Origin of the sequence: Lentzea pudingi, assembly GCF_014646255.1 — a bacterium.
Lineage (GTDB): Bacteria > Actinomycetota > Actinomycetes > Mycobacteriales > Pseudonocardiaceae > Lentzea > Lentzea pudingi.
On sequence record NZ_BMNC01000014.1, the window covers coordinates 115,415 to 133,569 of the forward strand.

The window sequence follows — 18,155 nt, forward strand, 5'->3', positions numbered from 1 at the left end:
CCCGGACGACCAGCGCGAATTCGCGGACATCCTGCCAAACCCGCGTTTGACCTTTACGTTGCGTCAACCCCTACCTTCGATTCCAGAGCGCGAGGGGAGAACCGAATGGCCTGGTCGATCGCCCAGGTGGCCCGGATGTCGAAGGTGACGTCCAGGACGCTGCGGCACTACGACTCGATCGGGCTGCTGCCGCCGGCCTGGATCGGCGACAACGGTTACCGCTACTACGAGAAGGAACAGGTGCACCGCCTGCAGCAGATCCTGCTGCTGCGCGACCTGGGGCTGGGCCTCGACGTGGTGGCGGAGATGTTGAACGGGACGGACCAGCTCACGGTCCTGCGCGACCACCACCGGTGGCTGCAGGGCGAGCAGCAACGGCTGGACCGGCTCGCCAACACCGTCGCGCGCACCATCCGAGAACTGGAAGGAGGGGACGAAGTGAAGATGGAAGAGCTGTTCGACGGCTTCGACGCGAAGAAGCAGGAGCGGCACGAGGCCGAGCTCGTCGAGCGCTACGGCGAGGGTGCGCGGGAGCACATCGCCGAGAGCCGCAAGAAGATGAAGGGCTGGACGCGGGCCGACGCGGACCAGTTCATGGCCGAGTGGCGGGAGATCGCCGAGGCACTCGGCGCGCTGTTCACGGCGGGTACGGCGATCGACGCTCCGCAGACGCAGGAGCTGGTCGACCGCCACTACCGCTGGATCTGCCTGAGCTGGACGCCCAACCGGGAGTCCTACAAGGGCCTCGGCGACCTCTACGTCGACTCGGACGAGTTCCGGGGCAACTTCGAGGTCGGCGGCGACAACATGGCCGAGTGGCTGCGTGACGCCATGGCGCACTACGCCGAGACGCGCCTTTAAGACGATCACCGGGAGCTGCAGATCCCGGTAATCAGCCCAGGTCGAAGGCCTTCAGGGCCTCCCGGTTGAACGCCGGCAGGTCGTCGGGGTTGCGGGACGTCACGAGCGTCCACCCGTTCATGTCGCACACCCGGACCTCTTCGTCGGCCCAGTCGCCGCCCGCGTTGCGGATGTCGGTCTGCAGGCTCGGGAACGAGGTCAGCATCTTGCCGCGCACCACGTTCGCCTCGACGAGCAGCCACGGTCCGTGGCAGATCGAGGCGATCGGCTTGCCGGCCGCGACCAGGGCGTGCACGAGTTCGACGGCCTCGTCCTCCATGCGCAGGAAGTCGGCGTTGGCGACACCGCCGGGGATGACCGCACCGGCGTAGTCGTCGGCGTTGGCGTCGGCGAACGTCGTGTCGACCGGGAACGCGTCGGCGGGCGTGAGGTGGTTGAAGCCACGCACCTCACCGAGCTTCGGCGCGAGCAGGCGCGGCACTCCGCCGGCCTTCTCGACGTGCGCCCACGGATCCGTGAGCTCGATCTGCTCGATGCCTTCCGACGCGACGAGGAACGCGATCTTCTTCTGTTCAGCCATGCACTTCGGCTACCCGGCGAAGAAGGAGACCAACCGGTGCCGGATCTCGGTGCGGTGGGTGATCATCGGCGCGGCCGAGTCGATCAGCCACAGCTCCCCCTCGGGGAACGCCGCCGCCGTCGCCTTCGCCACGTCCTCGGGGTGCAGCGGGTCGCCGACAGCCCCGATGACCAGCACCGGAGCAGTGACCGAAGCCAGCGAGGACGCATCCGCGACCGCGACCTGGCCGGGCAACTGCGCGGCGGCGGCCTCGAGCCTGGTCAGCGCGGCGCGACGTTCGGCCACGTAGGCGGGCGGGCCCGTGGTCAGGTCCGCGAGCTGCTGCAACGTGAACGGCTGCCGGGGCTGGTCCAGCACCGCGGGCAACAGCAGGGCCACGCGCGCGAAACGATCGGGTTCGACCGACAACAGCCGCACCAGCGCACCGGCGCCGAGCGACACGCCGATGGCGTGGTCAGCGGGAACGGTGCCCAGGTCGGCCGCGATCCGGCCGTAGTCCCAGTAGCCCTCCGGCGCGTCCGGGGCGTCGCCGTGCGACGGCAACGTCACCACGACGCGGGTGCCGGGCAGCCCGGAGGCGGGGATCCTCGCCTCGCCGGGCGTGGCGCCGAGCCCGTGGGCGACCAGGGTCACCGGCGAGCCGGAGCCGTACGGCTGGGTGATCACCAACGCGGGCCGCGCTGGACCTCGATCAGCTTGGGGCGCACGTCCACCATGTAGACGAGCACCGCGATGAGGCCGGCGAGCCAGAAGATCGACCCGACGCCACCAGGGCTGAACAGCAGCAACGCCGCCGTCCCACCACCGGTGATGCCCAGCCAGGCGGGCTTGGTCATGCGCTCGATGGCGGTGTACGCGTCGACGCGCTGGCTCAGCGCGTGGAAGAACGCGAACAGGCCGAAGACGCTGAACCCCAGGTCGGCGAGGAAGTACACGATGCCGTCGAGGTTCGTGATGCTGAAGTCCGGCACGTAGAACACAGGGCCAGCCTACGTGCCGTTACGTGAAGAGGGGAGCGGCCCCGGTCGGGCCACTCCCCTCTCAAGAGACCTCAGCGACTCACTTGGTGGTGTTCGGCGTGGTCTTCTTCACCGCGGTGGTGGTGGGGGTGGCGGTGGTGCGGGTCGTCGTCGCGGGCTTGCGCGGCGCCGTGCGGGCGGCCGTCTTGCGGGCGGTGCTGCGGACCTCGTGCGCGGCCTCACCACCGACCTCGACGATCTCCTCCGCCAGCTTCTCGGCGGCGTCCTCGACCTCGAGGGCGACCTTCTCGCCGACCGAACGGGTGCGGCGGGTCACCTTGCCGAGGACGTCGTCCGCGAGCACCTTGGCGTCGGCGGCGGCGGACCCGGCGCGCTTCTGCGCGGCCTCGACGGCCTGCTCGACCTGCTCCACGGCCTGCTTGACCTGCGGCTGGGCCTTGATCTGCTCCAGCGTCTGCTCGCCCTGGTCGGCGAGGTAGGTGTACAGGTTCACCGCGGAGGCGGTGTAGGCGTCGACCAGCTTCTTGAGCTCGGCCGGCTGCAGCTTCTCGCGCAGGTCCTTGAGCTCGTTCGGGATGTCGACGGCCTGGGTCCGGGCCTCGTCGGCACGGTCCTTGGCCTTGCCGAGGGCCTCGACCACGGCCTTGGCGGCGAGGTCACCGGCACCGAGCGCGGCGAGCAGCGCCTGGCGTGCGGCGTGGGCGCCCTGCTCGGCGGCCTTGCGAACGTCGTCCTGGGTGAGCTTCGGCATGGAGATCAGTCCTCCTTGTCAGTGGCGGTGTTCTCCCGCCGGAAAGATTCGTAGACGTCGAGCAGCACCTGCTTCTGCCGCTCGGTCAGATCGGTCGCGGCGACGATGGCGTCCGCCAACGCACCGCCTTCGCGCTGCTGGAGGATCCCGGCCTCGACGTAGAGCACCTCGGCCGAGATGCGCAGCCCCTTGGCGATCTGTTGAAGGATCTCCGCGCTGGGCTTGCGCAGTCCTCGCTCGATCTGGCTGAGGTATGGGTTGGAGACACCCGCCTGCTTCGCCAACTCCCGCAAGGAGATCTTGGCGGTGTTGCGCTGCTCGCGGATGTACTCACCGATGTTGCGGCCGAGGTCCGCGACTGCTTTGTCGATGGACTTGTCCACTGTTCCCGCTCCCGTTCCTCGTGCCACCGACCACGTTAGCGACGAGTGCTAGCAGTTGCAAGCACCCTGCTAGCAATCGCTGCGTGGTCTCCGCCACAGGGTTACCGTGGGGGTGACATGGACGACGCCGTGGCCTTGCGCGCCGAGCTGGCGGACCACCTGCTCGGCGCTGGCGTGCTGCGCGATTCCCAGTGGCACAAGGCTTTCAGCACCGTCCCGCGGCACGAGTTCCTGCCGCGCTTCTACCGCCAGCTGCACGACGGCGACTGGGAGCGGATCAATGCGAGCGACCCCGGTTGGCTCGAACTGGTCTACGCCGACCGGGTTTGGGTTACCCAGTTCGACGGCGACGACACGGTGACCGGCGGCACACCGACCTGCTCGTCGAGCATGCCCACGATCATGGCGATCATGCTGGAGGCACTGGACGTCCACAACGGACAGACGGTGCTGGAGGTCGGCACCGGTACGGGCTACAACGCGGCTTTGCTGTGCCACGCCGTGGGTGCGGGCAACGTGACGACGATCGACGTGGACCCGAACCTCTCCGAACGAGCACGCGAACGCCTGCACCGCAACGGTTTCCACCCCACCTGCGTGACGGGTGACGGCGCGCTGGGCCACCGGGAGCGCGCACCGTACGACCGCTTGCTGGCCACCTGCTCCGTCGCGACCGTCCCACCCGCCTGGCTGGAGCAGACGAGGCCCGGCGGTCTGGTGGTCACGACGCTGCACCGTCCTATCGGTGCCGGGCTGGTGCGGATCGTGTCCAACGGCGACGGCACCGGCGAAGGCCGCGTACTTCCCGAGGACGGGCGCTTCATGCCGTTGCGCGCGCACGCCCGTCCAGCGGCGGCGAAGGGGACCGGCGAGTTCGACCGTCGCACCACGACTGTCCCGTTCGCGACGGTGCTCGACCCCGCCAGCCCGTTCGAGTTCTTCGCGGGCATCTCGCTGCCGGGCGTCGTCGCCGGGCCCAACTGGTTGGCCCATTCGGACGGGTCCTGGGTGCACCACCGCGGCACGCACGTCCACCAGGGCGGCCCGCGCCGGCTGTGGGACATCGCGGAGGACGCCCTGGTCGCATGGCACGACCTGGGCAAACCCCGCCGCAACCAGTTCGGCGTCACGATCGGGCCCGACGGCCAGCACCTCACCCTGGGGGAGCTGAGCTGGCATCTGTGATCCGCAAACGAACGTCACGACACGGGTCACTGAATCGACCCCGGGCGGATGCGGTGCGTCATGATGCGACGCATGTCGAGATTCCGTCAGCAGGCGTTGCTGACCGGGTGCGTGCTGACCGCGTTGCTCACCGCGGCCGGGCTGTTCGTGACCGACCACGGCATCAACCCGCGCCTGTGGCTGATCGTGCTCGCGGTGGCGTTCCTGGGCTTCCTCGCGCTGCTGGACCCGTGGGTCAGGCGCAGGCACAACGCCGAGCTGAGCACTGACGAGCACCTCGACGCGGCGTGCCGGGCGCTCGCCGTCGGCCTGCAGGCGCAGTGGAACGAGGAGGTCCGCTCGCGCGGCCTCACCGACCCGGACGTGCTCGACCTGCACTGGATCGCGCCCGAGCTGGACGTGAGCGACGAACCCGCCGCCCCGCCGGGACGCAGCGACGCGGTCGTGGGCGCGTTCGAACGGCAGATCAACCGGCGGATGGTGGTCATCGGCGAGGCCGGCACCGGCAAGTCGACGGTCGCGATGCTGCTGACGTGCGGCCTGCTGGACCGCTACGACGGCGGCATGGTGCCGGTCCTGCTGCCCCTCTCGACGTGGAACCCGGCGGTCGAGGACATCCGCACGTGGCTCACGCGCAGGCTGTACGAGGACCATCCGGCGTTGCGCAACACCGAGCTGTACGGCAGCTACGCCGGTGATCTGCTGATCGAGCAGCACCTGGTGCTGCCCGTGCTCGACGGCCTCGACGACATCCCCGCCCACCAGCGCGCGGACGCCCTCTCGCGGATCGCCAAGGCGTTCCCCTCGAAGCGGCCGATGGTGCTGACGTGCCGCACGGACGAGTTCGCGTCGGCCGTCCGCCTCGCCGGGCCGCTGCCGGGCGCGGACGTCGTCGAACTGGCCCCGCTCGACCTCGACGAGGTCGCGACCTACCTGCGGGCGAGCGCCGACAGCTGGGGTGCGGCGCGCTGGGAGCCGGTGTTCATCCAGCTGCGCGAGGAGCCGGACGGCAGGCTCGCGGACGCGTTGTCGACGCCGCTCACGATGTGGCTCGCCAGCATGGTCTACGCGGACAGCGAGGCCGAACCGACCGAACTGCTCGACCGCGGCCGTTTCCCGGACGCGCGGGCGATCTCCGACCACCTCTGCGACGAATTGGTGTCACGGGCGTTCGGCAACAGGGCGTTCGCGCACCACGCCGGGGCCACGCAGGTCTGGCCCCGTGACCGCGCCCGCAAGTGGCTCGAGTTCCTCGCCCACGAGATGCGGGACCGGGGCATCCGCGAACTGGCCTGGTGGGAGCTGCGCCGGTCGGTCGGCAGCACGTGGCTCGCGGTGCTCGGCGCGCTGGTGCTGGGTGCGATCGGCGGGTTCGGCGTCGGCTGGCTGATGGCGTACTCGATCACGCCGTCGCTCGCTCCCATCACCGGCCTGGTCGCGGGCATCGGCGTCGGCGCGGCGGCACTGACCGCCTCGCACGAGCGCAAAGCCAAGCCACGCCTGGGGATCGCGCGCAGCCTGCTGCTCGTGCCCGGTGTGCTCGGGCTCGCCGCGGGACTCGTCTTCGGTGCCCTGTACGGACTTTCCGCCGGACTCGTGGTCGGCCTCGGCATGGCCGTGGCGATCGCGCTGCGGTTCGCGTTGTCGAGCGCCGCCGAGCTCTCGCAGGCTTCCAGTCCTCTGTGGACGATGGCTCGCGACCGGATCGCGGTGTGGACCGGATCTCTCGTGCTGGCCGTGGTCTTCGGGTCGGCGGCGGCACTGGTGTTCGGCCCCGGCCAGACCGGCATGGTCGGGCTGGGACTCGCGTCCGGGCTGATGCTCGGGTTCGCGCTCGCCGTCCTGCACCTGCGCTGGTGGTGGTTCACCGTCGCGCGGATCTGGCTGGCGCTGCGCGGAAAGCTGCCCTGGGAGCTGATGGTCTTCCTGGAGGACTCGCGCAAGCTCGGCGTGCTCTGCCGGGCGGGAGCCTGCTACCAGTTCCGCCACGGACTGGTGCAGGACCGCCTGGCAGAGCACGAGGTGATCACTCGGTCCGCAGGCCAAGTGCTCCGGTCGCCCTTCTCAGCGAAGGCAACGTCAGAGCAGTGACCGCGAGCACCAGCACCACCGAGGCGCCGGCGAGCGTGGCAGTGCCCTGCCAGTCGTAGGCCACCTCGGCGTTGAACACCCGCGTGACCATCACGCCGAGCAGGACACCGGTGCCCACCGCGATCGCCGTGGACAGCACCAGCGGCACGCCGTTCTGCCACAGCAACGACCGCGCGAGTATGCCGCGCGGCACCCCGCTCGCCGCCATGACGGCGAGCGAACGCCGACGCTCCCGCACCTGCTCCAACGCCATGACCAGCAACGACGCGCCCGCGAGCAGCAGGGTGAGCATCGAACCCGCGATCAGCACCTGCCGGACCGCGCCGAAGACCAGCTCGACCTCGGCCGTGTCGTCCTGGCCGTAGAAGTACGCGTGCACCCGCCAGCTGTACGGGGCGATGGCGTTGCGCATGTGCTCGGCGGCGTCCGGCACCGCGAGGTCCAGCTCGGCCTGGAACTGGGGCATGCCTTCGGAGAGGTCGAGGCCCTCGGCCGCCGCCGGGGTGAGGAAGAGGCCGGGCGAGATGCCGGGCACCTCCTCGAGCCGGGGCACGGTCCACGCGCTCCTGCCGCCGACCATCAGCACCTCGCCGGACTCCGCGCCGGCCGCGCCCCGCGAGAACCGCACCAGGTAGGCCTTGCCGTCCGTGCAGCCTTTGACGTCGGCCTGCGCCTTCAACGCCGAGCACGTGCCGACGGAGACCCTGGTCGTGCTGCCGTCCGGCAGCTTCGCGGAGGTGCGGTCGAGAACGTGCACGGCCCGCACGCCGTTGCCGGCCGCCACCGCGTCCTTCATCGCGGCCATGTCGAACTCGCCCTTGGGCGTCAACGCGACGAAGTTGTGGACCAGGTCCCGCTTCTCCTCGTCGATCACGTCCTTCTCCACGCTCGCGATGAGGACCTGCAACGTCACCGTGCCCGCGAGCACCACGGCCACCCCGCCGACGACCCGCGCCGCCGTGCCCGCGTCGAGCTGCAGCCTGCGCACCGCGAGTTGCAACGCGGGCGTCGCGCCGCGCATCCAGTTCACGACCCACTCCACGAGCCACGGCAGCAGCACCGGAATGCTCAGCATCAGCAGCACCACACCGGCGATCACGTAGAACTGGAACCGCGAGTCCTTCTCGCCGATGGCGCCGGCCTGGCTGACCAGCAGGGCGATTCCGGCGACCGGCGGCACGAGGCGCCACCACAGCCTGCGCCGCACCGGCTTCTGGTGCCGGACCACGCCGAGCGGTTCGATGATCGTGCGGCGCATGGCGAACAGCGACGTGAGGACCGCGAGCGCCGGCACGGCCACCAGCACCAGCGCCGCGAGTTCCGGCGTGGGCAGGAGGTCGGCGGGGTAGATCGCGACCTCGGCGATGGAGATGTCGTCGGCCAGCGGCCGGGCCGCGAAGAAGAACCCGATGCCGAACACGAGCCCGGCGAGCGCGCCGACCAGCGTCTCACCGGACGCGATCAGCCGCACCCGGCTCGCGGCCGCGCCGACCAGCCGCAACGCCGCGAGCCTGCGATCGCGCTGGGCCGCCGCGAGCCGGGTCGCCACGCCGACGAACACCAGCACGGGGAACAGCAGTACGACGATGCCGACGAGGCTGAGCATCCACAGCACCGGGTCGAGGCCACGACGTTCGTAGGTCTGCCCGAACGCGTAGACCCGGTTGCCCTCCCGCTCGGCGATCGTGGTGTCACCCGCGTAGAACAGGAGGTCGCGCGGCCCGACCAGGCCCGCCTGGCTGATCGTGCCGATCACCCTCTGCGGGAACCGCGGCCCGAGCAGTCCGGCGTCCGGCGAGGCGAGCAACTCCGCGAGAGCCGGCGACACGACGATCTCGCCGTCCCCCGGCAACCGCTCGAGGCCCGGCGGCACCGGCGCGTTCTCCGCGCGCACGTTGACGTAGTTGCCGGGGATGTCCAGCGAACGGAAGTGAACGTACATCTCCTCCATCAGCAACGGCGCCGGTCCAGTGCCCTCGGCCACCTCGTTGAGGGAGTCCGTCCGGTCGTCGCGCACCTTCAGCGCGTTCGGGATCGCGGCGGCGAGCAGCAGCACAGCCACGCACAGCCCGATGCCGACGCCCTGCAGCACGAGCCTGCCCCACGACTTCCGGCTGCCCCCGACAGCCAGCCGGACGCCGAGGAGCAGATCGCTGATCACCTGTGTCATCGAACGAACTCCACGTCCCTGGCCTTGCCGTCGCGCACCACGACCTCGCGGTCGGAGTAGGCGGCGACGCGGGCCTCGTGCGTGACCAGCACGACGGCGGCACCGGTCTCCCGTGCGGCCGACGTGAGCAGGTGCATCACCCTCTCGCCGTTGAGCGAGTCGAGCGCGCCCGTCGGTTCGTCAGCGAAGACCACCTTCGGTTCGGTGACCAGCGCACGGGCGATCGCCACGCGTTGCCCCTGGCCGCCGGACGTCTCGCCGGGCCGCTGGTCCGCGACGCCGTCGACCTCCAGCTTGGCCATCCAGTCCCTCGCGGCGCGTTCGGCCGCCCTGCGCTTCATGCCACTGAGCCGCAACGGCAGCGCCACGTTCTCCAGACAGGTCAGTTCCGGCACGAGCTGGCCGAACTGGAAGACGAACCCGAAGTCGGTGCGCCGCAGCTCACTGCGCTCGCGGTCGGACATCGAGGTGAGCTCGCGGTCGCCGTAGCGGACGACGCCGGAGTCCGGCGGCAGGATGCCCGCGATGCAGTGCAGCAGCGTGGACTTGCCGGAACCGGAGGGACCCATCACCGCGACGATCTCGCCGGCGCGGATGGTCAGACCGGCTCCTTCGAGCGCGTGCGTCTTCCCGAACGACTTGTGCAGGTCCTGCGCGACCAACAGGCTCATTTCCCGACCTCCGCGGCCAGCTTGTCGAGGCGGGCCGCGGTCAGTTCGAGCCACCGCAGGTCGGCTTCGAGGTGGAACAGGGCGAAGTCGCAGATCAGCTGGTCGGCGAGGTCACCGTCCGCCTTGCGCCTGGTGAGCTCGCGCATGGTCCCCAGGTGTGCCGAGCGCTGGACGTCGAGCACGTCGGTCGCGCTGCGGCCGGACAGCAGGGCCAGCACGACCTTCGAGTAGAGGGTGTTCTGCAGGTACGGCTCCGGCTTCTCCGGCGTGCCGAGCCAGCGCTCCACGTCGGTGACCCCGGCGTCCGTGATCGCGTACCGCCTGCGCTCCGGGCCGTCACCCGCCTCGACGCCCGCCTCGGCCACGAGGCCGTTCTTCAGCAGTCTCGACAGGGTCGAGTACACCTGGCCGTACGCCAGCGGCCGGTGCTGGCCGAAACGCTCGTCGTAGGCGCGCTTCAGGTCGTAACCGTGCCTTGGACCGCCTTCCAGCAGGCCCAGCAGTGCGTGTCCGATCGCCATGCGGAGCACTATACACACCGTGTATACACCCGATGTAGTCAGCGGATGCCCTGACGAGCGACCGCCGTGGCGCCTACAGTGGTGGGGTGACTGGTCTGACTGTCGGCTGGGATCACGACGTCGAGCTGCTGCTCGACTTCCTGAACACTCGACACGTACTGGACAGTGAAGCCTCCTGGCGCGCATGGGTGACCGAGCGCGGCCTCGGGCGGAGCAGCGAAATCGCGCAGGCGCGCGCCGCACGGGCGGCGCTGCGGTCGTCCATCGAGGGGTCCTCAGGGCCTCAGACGGCAGCGGGCGTCGTCCACATCGAGCTCACCGACGGCGTCCCGGTGCTGTCGAGCTCGGACGCGCTCGGCGCGGTGCTCGCCGCCTCCGCCCGCCTCGCGGTGCTCGGCTCGTGGGAACGCTTCAAGATCTGTCCGGCCGAAGATTGCCAACGCGCGTTCTTCGACCGTTCCCGCAACCGCTCGCGCACCTGGTGCTCGATGCGGGTCTGCGGGAACCGCGAGAAGGCCCGCACCTTCCGAAAACGAACCAGAGCTCAGAACAGCACGTTGGCCGCGGTGTAGATCACCAGGCCGGCGAGCGCGCCGACCACGGTGCCGTTGATCCGGATGAACTGCAGGTCCCTGCCGACCTGCAGTTCGATCTTGCGCGAGGTCTCCTCGGCGTCCCAGCGCTCGACCGTGTCCGTGATCAGCGTGGTGATCTCCGCGCGGTAGTTGCCGACCACGTACCCGGCGGCCTGCTCCAGCCAGCCGTCGACCTTGGCCCGCAGCTCGGGATCGTCGGTGAGGTTGGTGCCGAGCGTGATCAACCCCTGCGTGACGCGCCTGCGGAGCTCGCTGGACGGGTCCTCGGCGGCGTCGAGCAACATCTTCTTCGCCGTGCCCCAGGCGGAGCTGATCACCTTCTGCACGTCGGGGTGGTTGATCACCTGCTGCTTGACCTGCTCGGCCTTCTGCATCGTGACCGGATCGCTCTGCATGTCGGTGGCGAACTCGATCATGAACTGGTCGACGGCGAGCCGCATCGGATGGTTGACGTCGGTCTTGACGGCCCACGCGAAGTTGACGAGCTCGGTGTACACCTTGTCGCCGAGCAGCGCGTCGACGAACTTCGGCGACCACGTCGGCGCACGGTCCGTGACGATCAGGCTGACGTTGTCGGAGTTGTCGCGCACCCACTCGTAGGCGCGGTCGCACATGAGGTCGACGAGCTTGTGGTGCGCGCCGTCCGTCAGGACCTGCCCGAGCAGCTTGCCGAGCGGCGGCCCCCACGGCTTCGCGGTGACCCGCTTGACGATCGCCTGCTCGACGACGGCCTGGACCTCCTCGTCCTTGAGGACCGTGATCGCACCCTTGAGGACGTTCGAGAGCTCGTTGGTGATCCGTTCGGCGTTGTCGGGCTGCTTGATCCAGGCCCCGGCCCGTTCCGCGATGCCCGCCCGGCGCAGCTTGTCCTGCACGATCTCGGGACTGAGGAAGTTGACGCCCACGAAGTCACCGAGCGTCTGGCCGAACATGTTCTTGCGCTCGGGGATGATCGCGGTGTGCGGAATCGGCAGGCCCAAGGGCCGCCGGAACAGCGCGGTGACGGCGAACCAGTCGGCGAGCGCGCCGACCATGCCGGCCTCCGCGGCGGCCCGCACGTAGCCGACCCAGGCCCCTTCGAAGGCGTGCGTGGCGAAGAAGATGATCGTCGCGCCTATCAGGAAGCTCGTCGCGACGAGTTTCATCTTGCGCAGGTCGGTGCGCTTCTGCTGGTCAGCGGCGGTCAGTTGCTCCACAACCACATTGTCCGTGAAGATCCTGCGTTGTGCGGGTACCAGCGCTAGTTCCTCGGTTGCAGCCGTTCACGTCGACCATCTTCGCGGAGATGACGGCGCTGGCCGTGCGGCACGACGCCGTCAACCTCGGTCAGGGCTTCCCCGACACCGACGGTCCGTCGTCGATGCTCGCGGCGGCGCAGTCGGCGATCGCGTCGGGGGTGAACCAGTACCCGCCGGGTCCCGGGATGCCGGTGCTGCGCCGCGCCGTCGCCGCCCACCGCTCGCGGTACGGGCTCTCCTACGACCCCGACACCGAGGTCCTGGTGACGGTCGGTGCCACCGAGGCGATCGCGGCCTCGTTGCTCGCGTTGGTCGAGGCCGGTGACGAGGTGATCCTGATCGAGCCGTACTACGACTCGTACGCCGCCTCCGTCGCCATGGCGGGTGCGACGCGGGTGACCGTCGGCCTGCGTGAGGACGCGTCCGGCCGCCTGGCGCTGGACGTGGACGCCCTGCGCGCCGCCGTCACGCCGCGGACGCGGGCCGTCCTGGTCAACTCGCCGCACAACCCGACCGGCACGGTTTTCCGCTTGGAGGAGCTCCAAGCGATTGCGGCGCTGTGCGTCGAGCATGACCTGCTGGCCATCACCGACGAGGTCTACGAGCACCTGGTGTTCGACGGGCTCGTGCACATCCCGCTGGCCTCGCTGCCCGGCATGGCGTCGCGCACGTTGTCGATCTCCGGTGCGGGCAAGACGTTCAACTGCACCGGCTGGAAGATCGGCTGGGTCTGCGGGCCCTCCGAGCTCGTCGGCGCGGTCCGCGCGGCCAAGCAGTTCATGACCTTCGTCGGTGGCGCGCCGTTCCAGCCCGCCGTCGCGCACGCCCTGACCGCGGAACTGGACTGGGTCACGTCGCTGCGCGACTCGCTGGCGTCGAAGCGCGCTCGTCTGGCCGAGGGCCTGCGAGAAGCCGGTTTCGAGGTGCGCTCGTCCGAGGGCACGTACTTCATCTGTGCCGATGTCAGGCCTCTGGGTTACGAGGACGGCTGGGCCCTGTGCCGCGACCTGCCGGCCCGGATCGGCGTCGCGGCCGTGCCCGTCCAGGTGTTCACCGACCGACCGGACCAGTGGAAGCACCTGATCCGCTTCGCGTTCTGCAAGCAGGACGCCGTGATCGACGAAGCCGTGGAGCGCCTCCACAAGCTGTAGTTGTCCACAGGCGTGGATGAGTTTCTCCACAGCTGTGGACAACCCACTTTCGGGTGAGGTGTGGAGCCTCGGCGCCGGAGTTCGACTCCAAATGTCATGGACTCGAACACAGAGCTTCTCGTGGCGTGGCGTTCCGGCCTCTCCGGCTGGGACGCCCTCGTCGACCGCTACTCACGCCTGGTCTGGTCGGTGCCCAGATCGTTCCGCCTGAGCCAGACCGATGCCGCCGACGTCTACCAGTGCACCTGGCTCTGCCTGGCAGAACACCTGACGCGCCTGCGAGAACCGGAACGTCTCGGCGTGTGGCTGGTCCGTACCGCCACCCGCCAGTCGCTGACGGTCCTGCGCACCCGCGGCCGTGAGGTCTCGTACGACCTGTGGGAGCCGGCCTCCCCCCTCCCGGCCCCGGACGAGGTGGCCGTCACCAACGACCGGCAGCGCCGCCTGTGGTCCGCGCTGATGACCTTGAGCGAACGTTGCCAACAGCTGCTGCGGATCGCTGCCCACAGCCCCGAACTGAGTTATGCACAGGTTGCCGACGCCCTGGGGATGAAGCTGGGGAGCGTTGGCTCCACCCGCACCCGTTGCCTCGCTGACCTGCGACGGAAGGTGGAGGGCCTGCGATGAGGGACTCGCTGCTCGACGAGATCGCCGACCTGTTCCGCTCGGACACCCCACCGCTGGCCCTCGCGCCCCGCCCGACTGGCCTCGAACCCATGGAGGCCGTCCAAGAACCGGTTCGCGGCTCCTCCCACCAGCTCGTGTTCCACCTCGGCACCGGCCGCCTGCACCTGCGGGTCGACTCGGGCCGGCTGACCGGCGTGCTGGACGACAGCGGCCTCACCGTCGAGGTCCACGAGCCGGCCGGCGTCCAGGCGCTGCGGCCGGACGCCGAGGGCTGGTTCCGCACGACCGTCAGGCCGGGCCCGGTGTGCGTGGCGGTGCCCGCGCTCGGCATGACGACGGGCTGGTTCGTCGCATGAGCGCCAGCGCCGACCCCCGGGCCACCATCGCCACGACCGAGATCCGCGGCACGAAGGTCCAGCGCGCCGACGCCCTGCACGACCTGAGCGTGGCCCACGTCGAACTCGGCCACCTCGACGTCGCCGCGAAGTTCGCGCGGCGCGGGCTGCGGCTCACCGGCGCGGCCCGGTTCCACCTCACACTCGCGTGGATCGAGCTGGATCGCGGGCGCCGCAGGCAGAGCCTCCACCACCTCGACCTGGCCACACCCCACCTGCGCGGCGGGGAACTGGCGCGGGCGCGGTGCCTGCGCGGCCTGCACCTCTGCTCGGCGGAGCCTCGGCTGGCCATCGCCGAACTCACCGCGGTCGTCAAGGAGCTGCGCCGGTACGGCGACGAGCGGTGGCTGGCCAACGCGCTCGTCGGACGTGGGATCGCGCGGTGCTCCGCGTTGAAGCTCGTCCAGGCGGAGGCCGACTTCACCGCGGCCGAGACGCTGCTGCGGTCGTCGGGTGAGGCAGGACGAGCGGCGATGTGCCTGCACAACAAGGGGTTCGTGGCGATGCTCGCGGGCAACCTGCCGCTCGCCCTGCGCAGGTACGAGGAGGCCGCGAAGACCGGTCTGGACTCGGCGAGCCGGCCGGAGGCGCTCGTCGACCGGGCCGAGGCGTTGCTCGCGGCCGGGCTCACCGCGGAGGCGCGCCGGGTGCTGGCGCCCGCGGTGGAGCTGCTGCGTCGCTGCGCCAGGCACGTGCCGGAACTGGCTGTGCTGAGTGCGCGGTGCGCGTTGCGGGACGGGGATCCCGAGCCCGCGCGGAGGCTGGGCGGTGCGGACGTCGAGTTCATGCTCGCCGCCGGGAAGCTCGACGCCGTCGCGGCGCACAGGTTTCGCGGGCCGGTGCAGACTCGGGCGCTCGGGTGGCTCGCACAGGCACGGCGGTCGGACCGCAGAGGTGCGCTGGCCGCGTGCCGGGCCGGGCTCAGGCTGCTGGACGAACACCACGGCGACTGGCCCCGGCGTGAGCTGACCGGGCACGCGCTCGGGCTCGCCAGGACCGCTCGCGAGGTGCTGCACTGGTCCGAGCACCACCGGGCGTCGGTTCCGTTGCCTCCGAACGAACCCGGCCTCGCCCGAGCCCTGGGCGAGCTGCGGCGGGCGAAGGCGTTCGGGCTGCCGCTGGAGGCCAGGGAGCGGGACGTCCGGAGGCTGACCCTGGCGGCCGCCACTCGCACGAAGCCAGGCGCGACGACACCAGACCTGCCGCTGGTCAGCTTCATCGTCCACGAAGGACGGACGAAGGCGGTCACGGTGATCAACGGCCGCGCCCGCCTGCGCGTGGTGCCCGACCCCGCCGAACTCGTCCGCACCGCCAAGCTCGCCCTGCAGGCCGGCCGTCCCGTCACCTCCGACCTGCTGCCGGACGCGGAGGAGGTCGTCGTCATCCCGGACGGCGTGCTCGACGACATGCCGTGGGCCGCGCTTGGCCGCCGGGTCCACGTCATCCCGTCGCTACGGCATTGGAGGTCCTCCAACCACCACGGCCGCCGAGTCTGGGTCACCGGCCCCGGACTGCCCACCGACGAAGTACCCGCACTCCAACGAGAACACGGCGGCATGATCGTCAGGTCCACTGTGGAGTCGACGCTCAGGGCGCTGGAAGGTGCCGGGGTCGTGCACATCGCGGCGCACGGGCACGTCAACCCGGACAACCCGCTGTTCTCCCACCTCGAACTGGAGGACGGCCCGCTCTACGGCTACGACATCGCCAGGATCGAGAGCCCACCGGACGTCGTCGTCCTGTCGGCCTGCGAGTCAGGCCTCGCCCGCGCGTTCCTCGACGCCGGCACCAGAGCGGTCGTCGCCACCACCCTCCGCGTGCCGGACGCGCTGGTCAGCGAGGCCATGACCGAGGTGCACCGCAGGATCGGCCACCCGGTGGAGGCGGCCAGAGCCGTCGCCCACCTCGGCTTCAGCTGCTACGGCACCGGCACGAGAGTCGCGGCGTGAAGAGCTGCGGCGAAGGACGTGCCGGTGCACAGCTGCTGCGAAGTCCCCACCGTGGAGGGCACGTCGACGCCGGGTGCGACCACGTCGACCCACGGCCCGTGCCCCGAGAACGGTGCCGACGTGCCCACCGCCGTCACCGAGGGCAGCGCGGCGGGCCACCACGGGCGTGCGGAACCGCCGTTGCCCGCCGCGGCCACCACGTTGCGGCCGTACGAGGCCAGTACCGGCGGGCACCGGTCGTCGAACGAGTAGGTGCCGGACGCCACCAGCACCACCGGCAGGTCGCAGGTGGCGCGCAGAGCGGCGGCCAGGCTCAGGTCGTCGCCGAAACCCGAAGCGCCCAGGACGGGGAACGGGCGGACCGAGGCGCCGTGGTGGCGGAGGACACCGGCGACCAACATGCCGTGCGGGGCGTCGAGCGGGGTGTCGAGCAACGCGACCGTGCCCTCGCCCAGCAACTCCGGGATGCGTTCGCCGATCACGGGCCGGGAGGTGCCGATCATGATCGGGCAGGCGAAGTGGACGTGGTTCGGCGTCGCCCCCACGTCCACGGCGATGTCGGCGACGCGCGCTCGTTCGGACGCCTTCAGGTGCATGCGGATGGCACCTGAAACGATCTCCTCGTGCGAGTAGATGCCTCGCAAACGCTTGCGCACAGTGGGTGCGTCCGCCGGCAGGACCACCAGTTCCCCCGAACGGAGCAAGCTCTCGTTTGGTCCCGCGCGATCATGCACAATCACCGGGCCGAGTTCACGGGAGACGTGATCGACCAGCTCAGAGAGGTTGTTGACCTGCTTCGGCGCGTCCACATCAGACACCATCCCCCGCCGCGACACGGTCCACAGGGGACTGAGGCGCAAAGTCACTCGATCCGATGACGACACTGACGGTGTTCATGCCTGATCAGGGCGACACGGACAGCCGCACGAGACCGCCCTTCCGGGTGTTTCGCGCCGAGTTCGTTCGCAAAGCCACTCACCGGTGCTAGACATAGCTCTACGTCGACCTCCGACGGCGCTGTGCGTTGAGGGTGACCCGAAACGGTGGACGGGTGGTGATCCTGTGGCAGGTGGTGGAGTCGCACTGCTGCTGCGGACCGCTGCGCTCGGCGGCCTGACCGCCGCCGCCTGGCTGCTGAGCGGCACGACCGCTTCCGCCAGCCCCGAGGAACCGCCGGCCGTCGAGATCACCACCGAGGCCGCGGTCGAGACCCCGCAGCTGCTCGAGGACCCCGCCGGGTGGGCCGAGGCCCTCACGGCGTCGATCGTCGAGAAGCGCCAGCCGGTCGAGCTCGTCCCACCGCCGGTCGTCACGAAGCCGGAAGAAGACACCGAGGAGCCCGACGAGGGCCCGGTCCTCGACTTCACCGGCGGCTCGAACAGCAACACGCGCTCCGGCACGGTCCGCAACGAGGCGCCGCCCGAGGTCGTCCAGGCCAAGGCCAGGGTGCGCGCCGCCAAGATCGCGGCGAAGATCGCCGCCGAGCTCCCACCGCCGCCTCCTCCTCCGCCACCCGCACCCGTGCTGGTGGCCAAGAAGGCCGTGCCGCTCCTGCCCGACCTTCCGGTGCCCGCTCCCGTGAAGACCGAACCCGCGCCGGTGAGCGACTACAACTGGTCCACCCCCGGCCCGGACGCGCCGCTGCCCGTACCGCAGCAGGCCCCCGTGGTCGCGACGGCCTCCGCGTCGTCCGGCCACACCGACAACTCCGGCGGCACGCGCGGCGTGCTCGCTGTTCTGACGTCGCACAACTCGCTCTTCCCGCCCACCACGTGGTCGGTCGAGGAGCGTCGCGACGGCACTGCGCCCGGCAGCATTCCGGGCCTGCCCGCCACGTCACCCGACTGAGTCCGACAGGACCAGTCTGCCCTCTGCGCGATTTGTGACCGTCCAGTTCCGTCGCGCCAGTAACTCCTCCTCTTATTTCCCGTTGTACGCAAGGAACCCAGTCTTCCTGACCTGCCAACCGCGCCCTGGCAGGTCGGGTCTGGTCCGAGTGCCGCGCT

The 18,155-nt window shown here is 70.3% G+C and carries 19 protein-coding genes; 9 read left to right on the top strand and 10 right to left on the bottom strand.

Going from position 1 to position 18,155, the window contains the following annotated elements; all coding sequences use genetic code 11:
• Positions 1–105 precede the first annotated feature (105 nt).
• Positions 106–861, top strand: a complete 756-nt coding sequence (locus IEY88_RS34295) for a MerR family transcriptional regulator (RefSeq protein WP_189159060.1) — start codon at positions 106–108, stop codon at positions 859–861.
• Positions 862–892: 31 nt separating this feature from the next.
• Here the strand turns inward: IEY88_RS34295 and IEY88_RS34300 are convergent, their stop codons facing one another.
• From IEY88_RS34300 to IEY88_RS34320, 5 genes are all read right to left on the bottom strand, one after another.
• Complete coding sequence (locus IEY88_RS34300) at positions 893–1,441, bottom strand: type 1 glutamine amidotransferase domain-containing protein (protein WP_189159061.1); 549 nt, start codon at positions 1,439–1,441, stop codon at positions 893–895.
• A gap of 9 nt (positions 1,442–1,450) precedes the next feature.
• Positions 1,451–2,107: an alpha/beta fold hydrolase gene (locus IEY88_RS34305; protein ID WP_189159140.1), complete on the bottom strand. Its 657-nt coding sequence runs from the start codon at positions 2,105–2,107 to the stop codon at positions 1,451–1,453.
• Positions 2,104–2,397, bottom strand: a complete 294-nt coding sequence (locus IEY88_RS34310) for a DUF2516 family protein (RefSeq protein WP_189159141.1) — start codon at positions 2,395–2,397, stop codon at positions 2,104–2,106. The genes IEY88_RS34305 and IEY88_RS34310 overlap by 4 nt, the downstream gene beginning before the upstream one ends.
• 103 nt (positions 2,398–2,500) lie before the next feature.
• The gene (locus tag IEY88_RS34315; protein WP_229694037.1) at positions 2,501–3,172 is read right to left on the bottom strand and encodes a RelA/SpoT AH/RIS domain-containing protein; all 672 of its coding nucleotides are present in this window, start codon (positions 3,170–3,172) and stop codon (positions 2,501–2,503) included.
• A gap of 5 nt (positions 3,173–3,177) precedes the next feature.
• Positions 3,178–3,555 carry a helix-turn-helix domain-containing protein gene (locus IEY88_RS34320; RefSeq protein ID WP_189159062.1) on the bottom strand — a complete coding sequence of 126 codons (378 nt, stop codon included), beginning with the start codon at positions 3,553–3,555 and terminating at the stop codon, positions 3,178–3,180.
• 117 nt (positions 3,556–3,672) lie between these two features.
• On the opposite strand from IEY88_RS34320, the gene IEY88_RS34325 reads away from it, so the two are divergent.
• Positions 3,673–4,740 carry a methyltransferase domain-containing protein gene (locus IEY88_RS34325; protein ID WP_189159063.1) on the top strand — a complete coding sequence of 356 codons (1,068 nt, stop codon included), beginning with the start codon at positions 3,673–3,675 and terminating at the stop codon, positions 4,738–4,740.
• A 72-nt stretch (positions 4,741–4,812) separates the two neighbouring features.
• Positions 4,813–6,831, top strand: a complete 2,019-nt coding sequence (locus tag IEY88_RS34330; RefSeq protein WP_229694038.1) for an NACHT domain-containing protein — start codon at positions 4,813–4,815, stop codon at positions 6,829–6,831.
• On the opposite strand, the gene IEY88_RS34335 is transcribed toward IEY88_RS34330, so the two are convergent.
• From IEY88_RS34335 to IEY88_RS34345, 3 genes are read right to left on the bottom strand one after another with little or no spacing between them, the layout of a single operon-like run.
• Complete coding sequence (locus IEY88_RS34335) at positions 6,767–9,001, bottom strand: FtsX-like permease family protein (RefSeq protein WP_189159065.1); 2,235 nt, start codon at positions 8,999–9,001, stop codon at positions 6,767–6,769. The genes IEY88_RS34330 and IEY88_RS34335 overlap by 65 nt on opposite strands.
• Positions 8,998–9,672 carry an ABC transporter ATP-binding protein gene (locus IEY88_RS34340; RefSeq protein WP_189159066.1) on the bottom strand — a complete coding sequence of 225 codons (675 nt, stop codon included), beginning with the start codon at positions 9,670–9,672 and terminating at the stop codon, positions 8,998–9,000. Before IEY88_RS34340 ends, IEY88_RS34335 begins: the two co-directional genes overlap by 4 nt.
• Positions 9,669–10,193 carry a PadR family transcriptional regulator gene (locus IEY88_RS34345; RefSeq protein ID WP_189159067.1) on the bottom strand — a complete coding sequence of 175 codons (525 nt, stop codon included), beginning with the start codon at positions 10,191–10,193 and terminating at the stop codon, positions 9,669–9,671. Before IEY88_RS34345 ends, IEY88_RS34340 begins: the two co-directional genes overlap by 4 nt.
• 86 nt (positions 10,194–10,279) lie before the next feature.
• Between IEY88_RS34345 and IEY88_RS34350 the strand changes: the two genes are divergently transcribed.
• Positions 10,280–10,765, top strand: coding sequence for a CGNR zinc finger domain-containing protein (locus IEY88_RS34350; RefSeq protein WP_229694039.1), 486 nt, complete (start codon positions 10,280–10,282; stop codon positions 10,763–10,765).
• Here the strand turns inward: IEY88_RS34350 and IEY88_RS34355 are convergent.
• Entirely contained in the window at positions 10,738–11,985 is a 1,248-nt protein-coding gene (locus tag IEY88_RS34355) for a DUF445 domain-containing protein (protein ID WP_373294245.1), read from the bottom strand. The genes IEY88_RS34350 and IEY88_RS34355 overlap by 28 nt on opposite strands.
• 29 nt (positions 11,986–12,014) lie before the next feature.
• Between IEY88_RS34355 and IEY88_RS34360 the strand changes: the two genes are divergently transcribed.
• From IEY88_RS34360 to IEY88_RS34375, 4 genes are all read left to right on the top strand, one after another.
• Positions 12,015–13,178: a pyridoxal phosphate-dependent aminotransferase gene (locus IEY88_RS34360; RefSeq protein ID WP_189159068.1), complete on the top strand. Its 1,164-nt coding sequence runs from the start codon at positions 12,015–12,017 to the stop codon at positions 13,176–13,178.
• A 96-nt stretch (positions 13,179–13,274) separates the two neighbouring features.
• Entirely contained in the window at positions 13,275–13,805 is a 531-nt protein-coding gene (locus IEY88_RS34365) for an RNA polymerase sigma factor (RefSeq protein WP_189159069.1), read from the top strand.
• Complete coding sequence (locus IEY88_RS34370; protein WP_189159070.1) at positions 13,802–14,161, top strand: hypothetical protein; 360 nt, start codon at positions 13,802–13,804, stop codon at positions 14,159–14,161. The genes IEY88_RS34365 and IEY88_RS34370 overlap by 4 nt, the downstream gene beginning before the upstream one ends.
• The gene (locus IEY88_RS34375; RefSeq protein WP_189159071.1) at positions 14,158–16,149 is read left to right on the top strand and encodes a CHAT domain-containing protein; all 1,992 of its coding nucleotides are present in this window, start codon (positions 14,158–14,160) and stop codon (positions 16,147–16,149) included. Before IEY88_RS34370 ends, IEY88_RS34375 begins: the two co-directional genes overlap by 4 nt.
• On the opposite strand, the gene IEY88_RS34380 is transcribed toward IEY88_RS34375, so the two are convergent.
• Positions 16,119–16,805, bottom strand: coding sequence for a S8 family serine peptidase (locus IEY88_RS34380; RefSeq protein ID WP_189159072.1), 687 nt, complete (start codon positions 16,803–16,805; stop codon positions 16,119–16,121). The genes IEY88_RS34375 and IEY88_RS34380 overlap by 31 nt on opposite strands.
• Positions 16,806–17,211: 406 nt before the next feature.
• On the opposite strand from IEY88_RS34380, the gene IEY88_RS34385 reads away from it, so the two are divergent.
• Positions 17,212–17,997 carry a hypothetical protein gene (locus tag IEY88_RS34385; RefSeq protein ID WP_189159073.1) on the top strand — a complete coding sequence of 262 codons (786 nt, stop codon included), beginning with the start codon at positions 17,212–17,214 and terminating at the stop codon, positions 17,995–17,997.
• The last annotated feature ends 158 nt before the right edge of the window (positions 17,998–18,155 follow it).